The sequence below is a fragment of the Rhodococcus sp. 1168 genome, assembly GCF_002091955.1.
Taxonomy (GTDB): Bacteria; Actinomycetota; Actinomycetes; order Mycobacteriales; family Mycobacteriaceae; genus Rhodococcoides.
In genome coordinates, this window is sequence record NZ_MKKY01000039.1 from 22,405 (window position 1) to 39,718 (window position 17,314).

The window sequence follows — 17,314 nt, forward strand, 5'->3', positions numbered from 1 at the left end:
TGAGCGATGGGGTATACATGGACGACAATTTGTCGTTGTATACCTGTACGGGGCGACTGGAGGAACTCGGTCTTAACGAGTACCCGGCTTGTCCTCGGATCGAGATCAAAGGGTGAGTCTTGTTCAAGTCTGAGTTGTCGATTTCTGTGACCGTCGAAGTCGAGCTTCGATGAGTGGCGACGGCCAGAACAGCTCGGCCAGCACTACATCCCCAGGGACCTCGCGCTCGAAGGCCCGGCCTCGGCGAGCTTCGCGCGTCCGACGTCCGCGTATCCCACTTCTGCCCGACATTCTGCTTGCTGCGGTCGAGTCCGACCCGTCGGCTTCCGCACTGTCTTCCGACGGAACCGACCTCTCGTATGCCGAGGTGGACGCGTGGTCGAGCCGTCTGGCACGTGCCCTGATCGGGCGCGGTCTCGGCGCCGACGACGTCGTGGCCGTTGCTATGACGAGGTCGGCGTCTTCCGTTCGGTCGGTGTGGGGTATTGCCAAATCAGGCGCCACCTTCCTGCCCGTGGATCCGAACTATCCTGCCGATCGCATCGAGCACATGCTCACCGATTCGGGCGCTCGTTTCGGTGTGACCCTGTCGGAATTCGTCGATGCTCTGCCAACGACGGTGGATTGGCTCGTCCTCGACGACCAGGCTTTCGTCGCCGAGTTGGTCGGCAACGACGACTCGCCAGTGCTGGCAGCCGACCGCGTGCGGCCCCTACACGCGACGCATGGCTGCTACATGATTTACACCTCGGGCTCGACCGGAGTACCGAAGGGTGTGGTCGTCACCCATGCGGGCCTGAGTGATCTCGCCGTCGAGTTGCGCGAACTGTACTCCCTCACGAGCTCGTCGCGAACCCTGCACTTCGCCTCGCCCAGCTTCGACGCGTCGGTATTCGAGTTGCTCATGGCAGTGACGGCGTCGTCGACAATGGTCATTGCGCCCCCCTCGGTATACGGCGGACGCGAGCTTGCCGAGCTGTTGCGAGTGGAGCGAGTCACTCACGCCATCATCACGCCGGCGGCACTGGCGTCGGTAGATCCTGACGGATTGGTCGATCTCGAGACCGTCATCTCCGGTGGAGAGGCGTGTCCGCCCGAGCTTGTGAGTAGATGGACCGTGGACCGGCCGGCCGGCCGGCGAAGGTTCTTCAACGCATACGGTCCGACCGAAGTCACTGTCATGGCCACGTGCAGCGATGCACTCGCGCCCGGTACTTCGGTCTCGATCGGTGGTCCTATACGTGGCGTCTCCGCGGCTGTACTGGACGAGCGGTTACATCCGGCTGTTGCAGGCACCAAGGGAGAACTGTATCTCTGGGGTGCGGCACTGGCCCGCGGCTACTACGGTCGAACGTCGCTGACGGCGGACCGATTCGTTGCGAACCCGTTCGCAACCGACGGTTCACGAATGTATCGCACCGGAGATGTGGTCAGGTGGCGCAAGGCGGCCGATGTGCTCGAATATTTGGGCCGTAGTGACTTTCAAGTCAAAATCCGAGGATTCCGTATCGAGCTCGGTGAGATCGATGCGGCACTGACCGCTCACAGTGGAGTCGATTTTGCCGTGACTGTGGCACGTGAGGGTGTCGGCGGCACAGCGGGCGCAGGAGCAGACTCCGGTGGCGGCGCGGGTTCGACCATGCTCGTGTCCTATGTTCGTGGAGTCGAAGGCGTCGTTTTGAACGCGACGGAGTTGACACAGTTCGTTGCTGAAGGACTTCCCCGACACATGGTGCCGACGGCGATTGTGCTGATCGATGAGATTCCCTTGACACCGGGGGGCAAGCTGAATCGCGCGGCATTACCGGATCCGGTGCTCATTGCACGTGAGTTCCGCGCGCCGACGAACCCGGTCGAGGAGACTGTGGCTCGGGTGTTCGCGGAGGTGCTGGGCGTCGAGCGCGTCGGGTTGGATGATGATTTCTTCGCACTGGGTGGTAATTCGTTGATAGCGACACAGCTGGTGGCACGGTTGGGTGCAGCGTTGGATACGCAGGTGCCGGTTCGGGTGATGTTCGAGGCGTCGACCGTGGAGGCATTGGCGGTGCGGTTCGAGGAGCATGTAGGTGAGGGTGCGCAGACGGCGCTGACCCGCAGGGAACGACCGAACCGTATTCCGTTGTCGTTCGCACAGCAGCGGATGTGGTTTTTCAACCAGTTCGATCCGGAGTCGGCGGCGTTCAACATTCCGTTGGCGATGAGGTTGTCCGGTGACCTGGATGTCAGCGCCCTCCAGTCTGCACTGATCGACGTCATCAACCGGCACGAAGCGTTGCGAACGATGTTCCCGGACTCGGACGAGGGTCCGTCGCAGGTGATCGTGCCGGTATCGGCGCTGTTACTGGATCTGGGTCCGGAGTGGGTGGTTCCGGAGCAGGCGCATGCCCGGGTATTCGAGTTCGTCGGCCGCGGTTTCGACGTGGCTAGGGAGGTTCCGCTTCGCGTCAAGCTCTTTCAGCTTGGTGAGCACGACTTCGTGCTCGCGTTCGTCGTGCACCATATCTCCGGCGACGGTGGCTCGACGGCCCCGATGTCGCGGGATATAGCTGTGGCGTATGCCGCTCGCCGCGAGGGGCAAGAGCCGGGTTGGTCCCCACTCGAGGTGCAGTATGCGGATTACACCTTGTGGCAGCAGGAGGTACTCGGTAGCGAGGGTGATCCGGACTCGTTGATCTCACGGCAGCTTCGGTACTGGACGGAGGCGTTGGCGGATCTGCCGGATCTCCTGGAGCTTCCCACGGATCGTCCGCGTCCTCCAGTGCAGTCATCACGGGGCGCAGCCGTTACCTTCACGGTGGCGAAGGACCTTGCTGATCGGATCGATCAGATTGCGCGCGAGAACAACTTGACCCTGTTCATGGTGGTTCACGCGGCGCTGACGGTGCTGCTCGCGCGTCTCAGTGGTGCCGACGATATACCCATCGGAATTCAGGTCGCAGGACGTGGCGAGGCAGCACTCGATGACCTGGTGGGCATGTTCGGTAATACGTTGATTCTGCGCAACCGCGTTCACAGTGCGTCGTCATTCGCCGAGATTCTGAGCGGAACCAGGGAAGTCGGACTGGCTGGTTTCGGTAATCCGGACGTTCCTTTGGAACGACTGCTGGAGACACTCAACCCGACGCGTTCGACTGCCTATTCGGCGCTGTTCCAGGTTCTGCTGGTGGTCCACAACTTCGTTCAGTCCGAGGTGTCGCTGCCCGGTTTGCACATCGCGCCGTTGGAAACGGGCGTCATCGGTGCGAAACTCGATCTCGAGTGGCATCTGACCGAGTTGTTCGATGCCGAAGGACTACGGAGCGGGATCTCGGGCACCATCACGTACGCGACGGATCTGTTCGAGGAATCCACGGTCGCGGGATTCGCTACAAAACTCGTTGCGATCTTCGAGGCGGTGACGCGCGATGCGACGGTCGCGGTCGGCGAGATCGATTTGCGCAGCAACGCCGAACGCGAGGCGATGAAGCTGTGGAACGACACGTCGGTTCCGGTGCCGGATCGAACATTGTCGAATCTGTTCGGCGAGCAGGTACGCCGAACGCCGGGTGCGACGGCGGTGGTGTTCGAGGGTGAGTCGTTGACTTATGCCGACCTCGACGGCCGGGTGAATAGGTTGGCACGCCGGTTGATCGCGGAGGGAGTGGGGCCCGAGTCGTTGGTAGGGCTGGGGATGCGTAGGTCATTGGACTTGATCGTCGGTATCTATGCGGTACTCCGGGCGGGCGGCGGGTATGTGCCGTTGGATCCGGATCAGCCTCGTGAACGAAACGACTATGTTCTGAATACGGCGTCGCCGGTGTGTGTGTTGTCCTCGACCAGAGACGATTTCGATGCCTCCGGCCATCGAGTTCTCAACATCGATGTGTTGGATCTGTCGGAGCACTCGATCACTGAGATATTGGAGTCCGAACTCGTGGCGCCGCTACGCCCGGAGAACGTGGCGTACGTAATCTTCACGTCCGGGTCGACAGGCCGGCCGAAGGGTGTGGCGGTGAGTCATCGTTCGGTGGTGAACCAGATGGCGTGGATGCGGGATCGATACGGGCTCGGGATCGAGGATTCGGTATTGCAGAAGACTCCGGTCACGTTCGACGCGTCGGTCTGGGAGTTGTTCTACCCGTTGCTGGTTGGTGCTCGGTTGGTGGTGGCGGCGCCCGGTGGACACCGTGATCCGGCGTATCTCGTCCGGATGGTGGAGCAGTGGAGCGTCACGATTTTGGAGTTCGTGCCCTCGATGCTGGCGTTGTTCCTGGCGGCGGAATCGGCGTTGCAGTTGCCGGCGTCGTTGCGGTATCTGTCAGTCGGTGGGGAGGCGTTCCCGCCGGAGTTGGCGGCGCGGTTGGGGGACCGAACGGATGCGGTGGTCGACAACACCTACGGGCCGACGGAGGCGACCGTGACCTCGACGGTGTACCGAGTCGAACCGGGGAGTGTGGGTAGGGTGCCGATCGGTACCCCGATCCGGAATACGCAGGCGTTCGTTTTCGACAGCCGCTTGCAGATGGCACCGATTGGTGTTGCAGGCGAGTTGTATCTTGCTGGTGTGCAGTTGGCCCGCGGATATTATGGCCGCGTCGATCTGACGGCGGAGCGGTTCGTGGCGAATCCTTTCGGTGAGCCGGGTGCGCGGTTGTATCGCACTGGTGATCTGGTGCGGTGGAACAACAATGGTGACCTCGAGTATTTGGGGCGGACCGATTTTCAGGTGAAGTTGCGTGGTCTACGGATCGAGCTGGGTGAGATCGAGGCGGCGTTGGTGGCGCAGGATTCGGTGGCACAGGCGGTGGCAATTGTTCATGACGGTGACTTCGGTCAGCAACTGGTCGGATATGTGGTGCCGAAGACTGGCCGGGAGGTCGACACGGAGGCGGTGCGGGCCGCTGCAGGGGAGTTGTTGCCTCGGTACATGGTTCCGGATGTTCTGATGGTTCTCGTCGCGTTGCCGATCGCGGCGTCCGGTAAGTTGGATCGAAAGGCCTTGCCGGTACCGGAGTTCGCGGTTCGGGGGTTTCGGGCGCCGACGAACCCGGTCGAGGAGACCGTGGCTCGGGTGTTCGCGGAGGTGCTGGGGGTAGAGCGCGTCGGGTTGGATGATGATTTCTTCGCGTTGGGTGGTAATTCGCTGATCGCGACGCAGGTGGTGGCCCGGTTGGGTGCGGCGTTGGATACGCGGGTGCCGGTTCGGGTGATGTTCGAGGCATCGACGGTGGAGGCGTTGTCGGTGCGGGTCGAGGAGCATGTAGGTGAGGGTGCGCGGACGGCGCTGACCCGCAGGGAACGACCGGACCGTATTCCCTTGTCGTTGGCGCAGCAGCGGATGTGGTTCCTCAACCAGTTCGATCCGGAGTCGGCGGCCTACAACATTCCGTTCGCGGTCCGGTTGTCGGGTGAGCTGGATGTGGTTGCGTGGCAGGAGTCAGTACGTGATGTATTCGCCCGGCACGAGGCGTTGCGGACGGTGTTCCCGGATTCGACTGAGGGTCCCTCGCAGGTCATCGTGCCGGTGTCGGCGGTGCCGGTGGATCTGACGCCGGTGCCGGTCGCGGGTGAGGAGGAGTTACGCAGCCGTGCGGTGGCGTTGCTGACGCGGGGTTTCGATGTCACCGCTGCGGTGCCGGTGCGTGGAGCGTTGTTCCGGGTTTCGGAGTCCGAGCACGTGCTGGCGATGGTGGTGCACCACATCTGTGCAGACGGTGTCTCGACGGGGCCGTTGGCCCGGGACATTGTGGTGGCATATGCATCGCGGCGGGCCGGGCGCGAGCCGGGTTGGGCGCCCCTCGAGGTGCAATACGCGGATTACACGTTGTGGCAGCGGGAGGTTCTCGGTTCGGAGGATGATCCGGGGTCGCTCCTCTCGCAGCAGATCGAGTACTGGTCGGGTGCGCTGGCGGGTCTGCCGGATGTGTTGGCGTTGCCGACGGATCGGCCTCGGCCGGCGGTGCGGTCTGGGGTGGGTGCGAGTGTGGACTTCACAGTTCCGTCCACGACGGCACAGCGGTTGCGGTCGTTGGCCCGGAAGCAAGGTGCGACACCGTTCATGGTGGCGCACGCGGCGTTGACGGTGCTGCTCGCAAAGTTGAGCGGCACCACGGATATCGCGATCGGATCACCGATCGCGGGCCGAGGTGAGGCGGCGCTGGACGATTTGGTCGGGATGTTCGTGAACACGTTGGTGTTGCGGGCCGAGTACGAGCCCGGTCAGTCGTTCACCGAGTTGGTGGGCCGGGTGCGCGACACGGATCTCGAGGCATTTGCGCGGGCGGACGTGCCGTTCGAGCGGTTGGTGGAGAACCTGAATCCGACTCGTTCGCAGGCGTTTTCGCCGTTGTTCCAGGTGGTGTTGGCGTTCCAGAACTTCACCCGGTCGGGCGTGGATCTTCCGGGGTTGACTATCGCACCGGTCGAGGTCGAGTGGGAAGCGGTGCAGTTCGATCTGTCGGTGACCCTCGCCGAGCGCGACGGTGGCGAGGGCGGGTATGTGGGGGTGTTTTCCTACGCGGCCGACATCTTCGATGCTGCGTCGGTGCAGCGGATCGCGGAGCGGTTCGTGCGGCTACTCGAGTCCGTGGCGGCGGATCCGTCGGCTCCGGTGGGGGACATCGACTTGCTGGAGGTGGAAGAGCGGAAGCAGGTGCTCGTCGACGCGAAGCCTGCGCCGTTGCGGGTGCCGACGCGGACGTTGCCGGAGATTTTTGCCGCGGGAGTGGCGGCGAATCTGTCGGGTGTCGCGTTGACCTCCGGCGGCGTGGAGATGTCGTATTCTGAACTTGATGTCCGATCGAACAGGCTTGCCCGCCTACTGATCTCGCTGGGCATCGGCCCGGAGGTCTTCGTGGCGTTGTCCTTCTCTAGATCCATCGAATCGGTGGTGGCGGTGTGGGCGGTCGCGAAGGCGGGCGGTGGTTTCGTGCCGGTGGATCCGAAGTTGCCGGTTGAGCGGATCGAGTACATGTTGGCCGATTCCGGAGTGGTGATCGGTTTGACCAGCGCCGACACCGGATCGCTTCCAGGTCTGATCGACTGGTTAGTTATCGATTCAAACGAGGTTCGGGATTCGTGCGGCAAATACGCGTCTGCGGTGGTGACCGAATCCGAGCGCACCGCACCGGTCGCGTTGTCGAATACGGCGTACATGATCTACACGTCAGGGTCGACGGGCATCCCGAAGGGTGTCGTCGTCACTCACAGTGGGCTGGAATCGTTCTGTGGAGATGCCCGGGTGGAGCTGGGGTTGTCGGCGACTTCGCGGATGTTGCGGTATTCGTCGTCGAGTTTCGACGCGTCGGTGTTCGAAATGATCGCAGGGTTCAGCGCCGGGGCCACCATGGTGGTGGCCCCGCCGGAGGTCATCGGAGGGAGCGAGCTGGCAGACCTGCTTCGCGAGGAAAGGGTCACGCACGTCATCACGGCACCCGCGGCCTTGGGCACGATCGACCCTGCCGGGTTGGCTGATCTGCGGGCGGTGGTGGTCGGCGGAGACGTGTGCCCGCCGGAGCTAGTGGCGAAGTTCGCGCCCGTCTGCCGTTTCTTCAACAGCTACGGTCCCACCGAATCCACGATCGTGATCACGATTACCGAGGCCCTCGCCCCGCTGCACCGGGTCACGATCGGTACCCCGATCGAGGGTGCCGGGGTGGTGGTCCTCGATTCGCGGTTGCGTCCGGTTTCGGTGGGTGTGGTCGGTGAACTGTATCTATCGGGTGGTGGGTTGGCTCGCGGCTACCACGCGCGGGGTGCGCTCACCTCTGACAGATTCGTGGCCAATCCGTTTGCGGGGCTGGGCGAACGGATGTACCGGACTGGTGATCTGGTGCGCTGGACGACAAACGGAGAATTGGACTTCGTTGGCCGAGGCGACGCGCAGGTGCAACTGCGGGGTCTGCGTATAGAGCTCGGTGAGATCGAGGCGACCCTGAGCAGGTGTGAGGGTGTGGCACAGGCGGTGGCGGTGTTGCATCGTGATCCATCTCTGGGTGAGCAGTTGGTGGGTTACGTGGTGACCGAGACGGACGTCGCCCTGGATCCTGAGATTCTGCGCGCCAGGGTGGGTGTGTCGTTGCCGGCCTACATGGTGCCGTCTCAGGTGATCGTTCTCGACGCGTTACCGATCGCAGCGTCCGGCAAGTTGGATCGAAAGGCGTTGCCGGTGCCGGAGTTCGTGGTTCGGGAGTTCCGCGCACCGACGAGCCCGGTCGAGGAGACTGTGGCTCGGGTGTTCGCGAAGGTGCTGGGGGTGGAGCGAGTCGGGTTGGACGATGATTTCTTCGCGCTGGGTGGAAATTCGTTGATCGCTACACAGGTGGTGTCCCAGTTCAGAATCGAACTGGAGACAACTGTGCCGCTCCAGTGGATGTTCTCGGATCCCACGGTGGAAACACTTGCCCGTCGGATCGAGGCCGGTGTCGCGGGCGCGGCCGAGGAAGGTTTCGGTCCGGTTCTCGCGATACGCGCGGACAGGGGCCAAGGTGCGCCGCTGTTCTGCATTCACCCGATGTACGGATTGGCGTGGTGCTATGCGGGACTTGCTCAATACCTCGGAAGCGATCGTCCGATTTACGGGATTCAGTCACCCGCTCTGTCCGAGGACACAGAACTACCACGTTCGGTCGAAGAGCTGGCATCTCGATACGTCGACGAGATCAGGCGTCTCCAGCCGAAGGGACCGTATCGGTTGATGGGATGGTCTCTGGGCGGGGTGATCGCGCACGCTATGGCCGTCGAACTCGAGAGAGTGGGTGAGAGTGTCTGCACGTTGGCCATGCTGGACGGCCATCTCGACGTCGGTGTCGATGATTTTCGGACGGAGCTGAGAGAGGCGTTGGCGGAGGTGGGAATCGACGTCAGTGGCATCGAAAACGGGAACCTCTCGGAAGGTGATGCCGATCGTTTGCTGCGGGCAATTCCGTCGGATCTGGCAGTGATCGACCGTGATCGTTTGCAGCGCATCTTCGCGAGTGCAGTTCGGTCCGTGGAGTTGATCAGTGAATACCGTCCGACCAAGTTCAGTGGTGACCTGCTGTACTTCGGTGCGACCGAACATCTGCCATCCGAGGTCGGCGCCGCTCAGCGATGGGCGCCCTACGTCGGCGACATCGTTGAACAGTCTGTTTCAGGTTCGCACTCGCAGATGACGTCACCGCAGGCGCTGTCCGAGATCGGACCCGTGTTGGACTCGTTCTTGTAACGGTTGTCAGGATCAACCCGACAAACACCACAGCATTGATCCGTGTCGAGGACGTCGCCCACGTGTGGCTAGTGTGGGTGAACACTCGGGACGAAGGTGAGCTCAATAGATGAAACAGAAGAGGCATAGATGAATCAGAAGCGGCCGAGATCGATCCGGCGTCGTTGTACGCTCGTCGCGGTAGCAGCCGCCATGGCGGCCAGTACATTCGCTACTGCCGCACCGGCATTCGCGGACCCGCTGACCGAGTCCGGTGAGATCGTTGAATCGGCTACCGCCCCGGACGGTTCGCGCATCACCAAGACGGAGGTCCTGGACGACCAGCATTTGATCGTTTACGTGTACTCCGCGGCGATGGACAAAGAGATCCCAGTCGATGTGTGGCGCCCTGCAGACACGAGTGTTCCTCGTCCGACTCTCTATCTTCTGAATGGTGCGGGCGGTGGCGAAGACAGTGCAACCTGGCGCTTCCGCACGGATGCGATCGACTTCTTTGCAGACAAGAACGTCAACGTGGTGTCCCCGGTCGGCGGCAAGTGGAGTTATTACACCGACTGGAAGCAGGCCGACCCAGTTCTCGGCGTGCACAAGTGGACAACGTTCCTCACCGAGGAACTGCCTCCGCTGATCGATGCCGGTCTCGGTACGAACGGCGTCAACTCGATTGCCGGTGTGTCCTCCTCTGGTACCTCGGTTATGCAACTGGCAATCAAGGCGCCGGGTCTGTACAAGGGCCTTGCTGCGTACAGCGGGTGTGCTCAGACCAGCGACCCAATCGGCCAGCGGTTCGTGAAGCTCACCACCGAAACCTGGGGTGGCGGAGATACGCGCAACATGTGGGGGCCGACCGACGATCCGATGTGGGTCGAGAACGATCCCTACGTACATGCAGAAAGCCTCCGCGGTCTCGAGCTCTACATCTCCAATGGCAACGGACTACCAGGGGAGTACGACACTCTGAACGGTCCTGAGATCGAGGGAAAGCCAGACGTGCTGGCGAACCAAATCGTCGTCGGTGGAGTCATCGAAGCCGCAACGAACTACTGCACCCACAACATGGCCAACCGTTTGGGTGAACTCGGTATACCTGCCACGTTCAACTTCCGTGATTCCGGGAGCCATTCGTGGGGTTACTGGCAGGACGATCTGAAGAACTCGTGGCCTGTGCTCGCACGAGCGCTCGGAGTCTGAAAGTAGATTCACACATGAAGAAGGCCCCATCCGGGAAGATTACGGATGGGGCCTTCTTCATGTGAACAGCAGCAGCGGCGACGCTATTGCCTCGTCAGGAACACGGGGCTGCGTTCCTGGCCGAGAAAGTCGGGTCCAGTGCAGATTGGACGATGTAGGTGACACGGTCGTCGAAGGTCAAGCCCTGATGTGGAACTGTGTTGGACTCACAGCCGTCCTGAACCCACATATTGCGGACCTCGGCTGAACCGCTCGGATCGAGGAAAGTTCGCTCGGGAGGAGTGACGACTTTGTCGAACTTAGTGCCCACCACCGTGTACCGCACTCCCGGTTCTACTTCACCGCCCGCATTCAACCGTTGCAAAAACGGAGAGCTGATCAATTGCTGACGACCGGCGGTGCCGAGGCCGGTCAAACCGAAGAGCAGCTCCGAAATGATTGTCTGATCCAGTCCAGCGGCCGCAAGGAGCAGATATATCTGCTCGATGCCACCGAAGTCGGTCCCGTGATTGGTGCCACCGAGCGTGACCAAGTTCTCGACTTTATCGAAGCCACCGTTGAACTTGAGGTACTGGCGGGCGAGGGTTCCACCCTGTGAGTGGCCGACGATGTCTACCTTCGGCGCACCCGTTCGAGCAAGTACCGCGTCGATGAAGGTTGCCAAACGCGCCGCCGAAGTCGGGATGTCACCGAGGCCCCAGATTACTTGGTTCGGGTCGAGTAGCGTCTGCACGGCACCGTAGTCGAGTGCGTACACGCAGTAGCCTTCACCGGCTAGTGCAGGTGCCATCGTTTGCCACGTCGTGGCCATATCCACACCGGTGCCATGTACGAGGACAACTGGACGGGGGTGTGCTTCGGATGGAACGCATGACCAGTCGTTAGCGCCTGCCGGGGCCGGCCCCATGTCGGAGAACTCGGGTGGCAACGGGGAAACAGACTCCTCCGCGACAGCCAACGGAGCCGCAACTGCTGTACTGCCCATCGAGATAAACGCCGCGGACGCGAGAGCTATAGCGACCCTGCCTCTGTGTTTCGGCACGTACAACGACCCTTCGTTCGGTTCGACTACTCGGAAGTAGCGGCTCAAAGCAAAAACCAGAGGCGAGGTTCGTCTCCGGTTCGTCTCTCACGATAACAGCGCCGGTTGCAGGTAAAACAACCTGAAAGCTTAGATAAGTGAACTTTTACCTACTATCCAGACTCGGCCGCACGCTTGTAGCCTCGGATTGCGGGGTACAAAAACACCGCCACCATGCCTACTGCCCAGGCAAGCGTCTGCAACACCGGGACCAATACCGGCCCTCCCAGTGACAAGCCGCGCATTGCATCGACCGCGCACGACATGGGCTGAGCGGCTACGACAGGCTGAAGCCACGGTGGGTACGCAGCGACCGGTACGAAACCGGAATTGAAGAACATCAGCAATGTGCAGGCGATGGACACGACTTCGACGAGCGGGGAGTCGCCGGCGATGGTCGCAAGGAAAGTCACCATCACCGCAAAGCCGATCCCGAACGCGATCGGTAGCAACAAGAGCGCAATAGCAGAAGGAATGCCCTGGTTGAAGCGGAAACCGAGAGCCATGCCCACCGCTACTATGACGATTGTCGTTGTCAACACTCGAATAGCTTCGGCCATCATGCGGCCGACCAGACCGGATGCTCTGTGGGTGGGCGTAGTCGCGAACCGACTGAGCAACCCACTCGTCTTCTCGCCCTTCAGTCCGACGGCACTGACAATCGATCCGAACATCGCGCCGACCAGCGCGATCATGGGAACTGTCCCGTACACGCTCGGTGAGCCCGTTGCCGCGGAAATCGAGTTGCCGAGCACGACCCTGAACATGAGAAGCGTCAAGGCAGGGTAGAGCAGTGCCTGGATCATCGTCGATGGGTCACGAGTCCATCGAATGAGAAGCCGTTTGCACTGAATCAGACTGTGCGCCCAGAGCGCACGCGCAGAATCTTCTGCGTAGTCGAGGGTCGGCTCCGGGAAAGTCAGTCGGCTTACCGGCACTGTGCCACCGGCGTCGACGGTCGAGGTAGTCATGCGCGCCTCGAACTAGCCCACAGGGCCAGGGGAATGAATACCGCCAGTAGGCCCGCTATCCAGATGAGCGAAGGCCACAGCACGTGGAAACTGACGCCGCCCTCGGCCATATCGCGCATCGAGAAGGAGAATTGAGAAATCGGCTGATTTCGCACCCAAGGTCGGATCCATTCGGGAAATCCGGACTCGGGAACGAATCCGCACGAGGCCATGCCGAGGATCAACTGCGGGAGCGTGAGCATTTGGCTGGTGGATTCAGGACTCTTCGACAGAGTGCCGATCGCGTCTGCGCCGACGGAGAGCATCGTGCTGATCGCCAATGCGAATGCGCAGAACAGAATGGCCTGTCCCAGACCCGCGCTGAACCGGAAGCCGATGACGTAACCGAAGCCGAGAGCGGCCGTCAAAGACACCACCGATCGGACGACCCCGGAGGTTATACGTGACAGCAGCGGCACCGCGCCGACTACGGGCATGGTCTGCAACCGTGTGTTGAGCCCACTCAACGATTCGGAAGAAGCACGTTGTGACGCCGAGATGGCCGTGAACGCCATCGCCTGCAACACGATGATCGGCATCAAGAACTGGGCGTAATCGATGCCCTGCAGTTGCATGACGAACTTGAGTGGTAGGTAGAAGCCGACGGTGAAGATGAGCGGGGCAATGACCGCAACGACCAGTTCGCCCTGACGCAACATGGTCCACACGGATCGGGCCGTCAACACCTGCCACTGCACGAATCCGGTTGGCCGGCCCTGTCGCCGGACTGCGGTGGAGGACGCCGAAGAACCGCTGACAAGGTCCGAATCGGTTGCACGCACGCGCGCGCTCGTCGCTGTCATCGGTACTCGACTTCGGTTCCGGATCGGGCAACAGGGGACGTCGGAGGCCCGGTGTCGGTAGAGACCGGTACCTCGCCATCACCTGAATGCGAGTGTCCGGTCAGAGTGAGGAACACATCATCGAGTGACGGTCGGCGAAGCGCGATGTCGGCGAGGGCGATCCCAGCGGTGTCGATGCGCCGCAAAATTTCGGACAAAGTTCCTGCGCCGTCCGGGGCAGGGACCGAGAGTCTCACCGCGTCCGGCCCGAGATCGACGCGATTGGCCGGCGGAAGGAGCTCGCCGAGCACGTTGGCCACATGCTGCAACTGCGACGGGTCGAGGGGGACTACTTCGCAGTAGCTGCCACCGGTTCGAGCTTTCAACTCGTCCGAGGTCCCCTCGGCAATGACGGTGCCCTTGTCGATCACAATGATGTTGTCGCTCAATACATCGGCTTCTTCGAGATATTGAGTGGTGAGCAGGACTGTGATTCCCTGGGCTTTCAGCGCTTCCACGAGCGACCAGACGCCTTGGCGGCTCCGGGGATCGAGTCCGGTAGTCGGCTCGTCCAGAAACACGACCTGGGGACGGACGACGAGACCGCATGCGATGTCGATTCGTCGTCGCATGCCACCGGAATAGCCCCGCACGGGACGCTTACCGGTGTCGGCCAGATCGAACTCTTCGAGAAGTGCGATTGCCCGCGTCTTCGACGCCTTCTTGTCCAAGCCCATCAGGCGGCCGAACAACTCGATGTTCTCTCGGCCGGACAAAGTGTCGTCGAGTGCCGCGTACTGGCCGGTCATCATGATCGACCGACGCACCGATGCGGCATCCGTGACAACGTCGTGTCCGGCGACGAGAGCTCGTCCCGAGTCGGGGCTGAGCAATGTCGAGAGGACCTTGACCACGGTGGTCTTACCGGCGCCGTTCGGGCCGAGTACTCCGAGAACCGTCCCTTTTGGTGCCGAGAAACTGATCCCGCGGAGAGCATGAACGTCACCGAACGATTTGTGGACGTCCTCCACAAGTACAGCTACGTCCTCGGATAGGGGCATCGATACTCCGTGCGGTCGGTTCTGGAGCGGGCAGAAGGGCGGTGGAGCAAATTGGGAGGGGCATCCTTCATGCACTCATCGGGTGCACCCCGTCGAAACGTTACCTGCCGGTTGCTCCGAGGCAATTTTGCGCCTAAGCCCAATTGATACCGATTTCGTCTTTTACGTCGAGTTTTTTGCACAAAGATCGAATGCCGCCGTAGTCCTGAACCAATTGCCTGCGACTACCGTCCGTCTCGACTTCGCGAAGCATGCGATCCCCGCCGACAACGCCTTCTTGGTTGAGAATCGCAGACCACGTCGAGAAATCGTTGCTCGAAAAGGCGTCCATTCCGTCGGCGAGACCGTCGAGAAACACCCGACGATCTCCCGAATTCAGGGAATCGAACACAATGGCAGCCATCTCGTCGGCGATCGACGCATGGCAGTACTCGTCTCGATTGTGTAGCGCGACAGTTGCGCGATTCACCGGTTGGATGAGTTCGTTGTCTTCGATCAGATTCAGATAGGACGTAATCGATATCTCGGCCACCGTCATGAAAGCCAGTGAGTTGAGCGCAGCCTCGTTGGAATCGACGGCTCTCGCCTGAGTGGCGTGCCTTCTGCGGACTGTGCCGCTGAGTGGGAGGTACCGCTCCGGCAGTTTCCACCCCCTCTTGCGGCGCGTCAGCGCGCTCGCATTCAGGTGCATGAGTGTGTGGTATTGCTCGTCCACCATGGCCTGTGTGACGGCGATCGCCAGTACGTCGCCCATGCCGATGTCGAACGCATCCTGAGCCAGCAGGGCAAAACCTGGATGTACGACGTGCTGTTCCACGTCCATGACGTTCTTGTTGAAGGCGATCCAGCCCCACGCTCGCAACTTTGCCCGTGTGGTGTCCGAAAGAGTGCGGTAGACGTCGTGATCGGCGAACGGAATCAAAGCCTCGGGGTAGTCGTGCTTCGAGGTGTCGAAAAGATCGTCCAAGTCCGGCTCACTCTTCTTGACAGTGGCACGCTTGCTCCAGTTACCTGCCAGTCGTGACACGATCGCACTTTCGACGACGTCGTCCGCGTCGAAGTCCGGTAGTGACGGCTTCTCGATCATGATCGATCCCCCTCGCGTGCGGTGCCACGAACGATACCGAAAAGATGGGCGCACAGAGCCCGGTATTCATCGTGGTTCGGGACCGCAGCGCCGGCCTGCGTCATGAAAGCGGTGAAAGCGGTCTCGGACTCCGAGGCGACGATCTCGTTCAATTCACGAAGCGATTCGGCGAGCGCGCTTCTGGCACGCCCGGCGTAGGGGTTACCCGACTGGACATCCCAGTACACCTCCGGTTCGCCACCGGCGACGCGATCGACAAGAGCTAGCAGCGTGGTTGCCGGCGGTGGAGCGAGAGAATCGATCAGTCTCGGGTCCACTTCGAGCTTTGCCAGGGCCGAACCGAACGCAAGGACTGCGGCGTGGGTCAGCGCCTGTGTCGCTGCAGCCAGTCGATCGTGCTGCTCGGCGTCGACGTGCACGACTCGGCCGCCCCAGTCGGAGATCCGTCCGAGGAAGTTTTCGACTGCGCCACCGTCGCGGTGGACCACGGCGGCAACTGGGCGGCCGTCCATCCCGAGAGATGGAGCGAACATGGGGTTGATGCCCAGAATCGAACCGGGCGGGTCGGCGGAGGCGACCTTCCGGGCGAAGGCGGACTTGACGGACAGCGTCTCCACCAGAAGTGAACGGTCGTGGAGGAAGGTCAGTTCGGTCTCGAGTGCCACCGATTCCGGTACCGCGAGCACGACCAGCGGGGCAGCGCTCAGCACGGCTCGTACTTCGACGTCGGGGCTGACGATGTCGCCGAGGAGGTGTTCGATACCGGGCCTTGCCACGCCCGGCGTCGCCGGATCGACGGTGAGCACCGAGTCGCCGTCAGCGGCGAGTAGGGATGCGATCAATCGCCCCACGTCACCGCTGCCGCCGATGACCACTGCGTCGAACCTCGTCATACGAGCAGTATTGCCCCTTCCGGTGACCGGCATCGTTCAACGGTTGCGGGAGATCCAGACCGTGATGTCGGCGTGCACCACTTCGAGTCCGTGGGCATCGGTGATCGACACTGGCACGACGAGATCGAAGCCCCCTTCGGTGGAGTCGTCGATCGCGTCGAAGTCGGGAAGTTCGGCCAACTCTGCGACAGCAATCAACGACGTGGTGGCTTTTGCCAGATAGCGGACGTTCATCTCTTTGGGTATCCAGCGATGGGTTGTCGGTACCGTCGCCTCGGCAAGCATTCCCATCGCGGTTTCGGCAAGATTGCATGCGGCGATGGCATGGAAGGTCCCGAGGTGGTTTCGGATTCCCCACCACTTCGGAGCCGTCACGGTGCATTTGCCCGGTGCCATCGAGCGCACCCGGGGGAGAACAGAGCCGAAGTAGGGCACACGCACACACATCGCGAGCGAGAACACAGCCGATCCCACTGTGTTCCGAGGCAGTCGTAGCCAGGCGCGATAGGCGAGTCCGGTGTTGGGTTGCGTCGTATCCATGGACCTACCTTACTGCTGAGTAAGTTCGACTGGTGAGCGAGCTGTGAGTGTGTACGAGGCCTGATTTGTGCTCGAGTCCTGTCTGCGGCATACTGGTCGGGTTGCCTGGACACGGGCGCGGTCTTTCGCGGCCGCACCTGGGTGAAGTAGTTCCAAGCAGTTGGATCAAGTAGTACGAAGAACCAGCACTCCAAGTGAGTGCGTCCGGTTATGCAGCTTCGGAAGCGAAGACCCCCGGGTCGGACATTGTGAAGTAGCGGTCGAAATGTCAGTAGAAATACGACACGCCCGACCGCGTGGACCGGAGAACCATGACAGATGAACAGCGGCAACGGATCGGGTAACGCCTGATCGCCAACGTTCGGTTCGTCGTGTGAGCACGAAGGCAGTTCGAGTTCGACGGCTCTCGGGTCGGCTGGACTCGGGGACTGTGCATACGAGGTGGAGCAGGCCGAACGGCCGGTTCTACGAAAAGCGGCAAGAAA

Annotated in this window: 9 protein-coding genes; 2 read left to right on the forward strand and 7 right to left on the reverse strand. The window is 61.6% G+C overall.

Translation table 11 applies throughout. The features are described 5' to 3' along the window. Nucleotides 1–169: 169 nt before the first annotated feature. Nucleotides 170–9,184 (forward strand): non-ribosomal peptide synthetase, encoded by a 9,015-nt coding sequence (locus tag BJI47_RS06595; protein ID WP_088942992.1) that lies wholly within the window; start codon nucleotides 170–172, stop codon nucleotides 9,182–9,184. 192 nt (nucleotides 9,185–9,376) lie between these two features. Then, nucleotides 9,377–10,375, forward strand: a complete 999-nt coding sequence (locus tag BJI47_RS06600; protein WP_176224706.1) for an alpha/beta hydrolase family protein — start codon at nucleotides 9,377–9,379, stop codon at nucleotides 10,373–10,375. Nucleotides 10,376–10,469: 94 nt separating this feature from the next. Here BJI47_RS06600 and BJI47_RS06605 read toward each other — a convergent pair whose 3' ends face one another. From BJI47_RS06605 to BJI47_RS06635, 7 genes are all read right to left on the reverse strand, one after another. Next, nucleotides 10,470–11,360, reverse strand: a complete 891-nt coding sequence (locus BJI47_RS06605; protein ID WP_088942994.1) for an alpha/beta fold hydrolase — start codon at nucleotides 11,358–11,360, stop codon at nucleotides 10,470–10,472. Between the two features lie 209 nt (nucleotides 11,361–11,569). Continuing rightward, nucleotides 11,570–12,427 (reverse strand): ABC transporter permease, encoded by an 858-nt coding sequence (locus tag BJI47_RS06610; RefSeq protein ID WP_088942995.1) that lies wholly within the window; start codon nucleotides 12,425–12,427, stop codon nucleotides 11,570–11,572. Next, nucleotides 12,424–13,269, reverse strand: a complete 846-nt coding sequence (locus BJI47_RS06615) for an ABC transporter permease (RefSeq protein WP_088942996.1) — start codon at nucleotides 13,267–13,269, stop codon at nucleotides 12,424–12,426. The genes BJI47_RS06610 and BJI47_RS06615 overlap by 4 nt, the downstream gene beginning before the upstream one ends. Continuing rightward, nucleotides 13,266–14,309, reverse strand: coding sequence for an ATP-binding cassette domain-containing protein (locus tag BJI47_RS06620; RefSeq protein ID WP_088942997.1), 1,044 nt, complete (start codon nucleotides 14,307–14,309; stop codon nucleotides 13,266–13,268). Before BJI47_RS06620 ends, BJI47_RS06615 begins: the two co-directional genes overlap by 4 nt. Nucleotides 14,310–14,442: 133 nt before the next feature. Beyond that, entirely contained in the window at nucleotides 14,443–15,396 is a 954-nt protein-coding gene (locus BJI47_RS06625) for a diiron oxygenase (RefSeq protein WP_088942998.1), read from the reverse strand. Further along, nucleotides 15,393–16,289: a prephenate dehydrogenase dimerization domain-containing protein gene (locus BJI47_RS06630; protein WP_088942999.1), complete on the reverse strand. Its 897-nt coding sequence runs from the start codon at nucleotides 16,287–16,289 to the stop codon at nucleotides 15,393–15,395. The genes BJI47_RS06625 and BJI47_RS06630 overlap by 4 nt, the downstream gene beginning before the upstream one ends. A 36-nt stretch (nucleotides 16,290–16,325) precedes the next feature. Then, nucleotides 16,326–16,829, reverse strand: a complete 504-nt coding sequence (locus tag BJI47_RS06635; protein WP_088943000.1) for a hotdog fold domain-containing protein — start codon at nucleotides 16,827–16,829, stop codon at nucleotides 16,326–16,328. Nucleotides 16,830–17,314: the final 485 nt, after the last annotated feature.

Coding starts and splice junctions, on each gene's coding strand:
- BJI47_RS06595 (WP_088942992.1), top strand. CDS start 170: ATGAGTGGCGACGGCCAGAACAGCTCGGCCAGCACTACATCCCCAGGG.
- BJI47_RS06600 (WP_176224706.1), top strand. CDS start 9,377: ATGGCGGCCAGTACATTCGCTACTGCCGCACCGGCATTCGCGGACCCG.
- BJI47_RS06605 (WP_088942994.1), bottom strand. CDS start 11,360: ATGGGCAGTACAGCAGTTGCGGCTCCGTTGGCTGTCGCGGAGGAGTCT.
- BJI47_RS06610 (WP_088942995.1), bottom strand. CDS start 12,427: ATGACTACCTCGACCGTCGACGCCGGTGGCACAGTGCCGGTAAGCCGA.
- BJI47_RS06615 (WP_088942996.1), bottom strand. CDS start 13,269: ATGACAGCGACGAGCGCGCGCGTGCGTGCAACCGATTCGGACCTTGTC.
- BJI47_RS06620 (WP_088942997.1), bottom strand. CDS start 14,309: ATGCCCCTATCCGAGGACGTAGCTGTACTTGTGGAGGACGTCCACAAA.
- BJI47_RS06625 (WP_088942998.1), bottom strand. CDS start 15,396: ATGATCGAGAAGCCGTCACTACCGGACTTCGACGCGGACGACGTCGTC.
- BJI47_RS06630 (WP_088942999.1), bottom strand. CDS start 16,289: ATGACGAGGTTCGACGCAGTGGTCATCGGCGGCAGCGGTGACGTGGGG.
- BJI47_RS06635 (WP_088943000.1), bottom strand. CDS start 16,829: ATGGATACGACGCAACCCAACACCGGACTCGCCTATCGCGCCTGGCTA.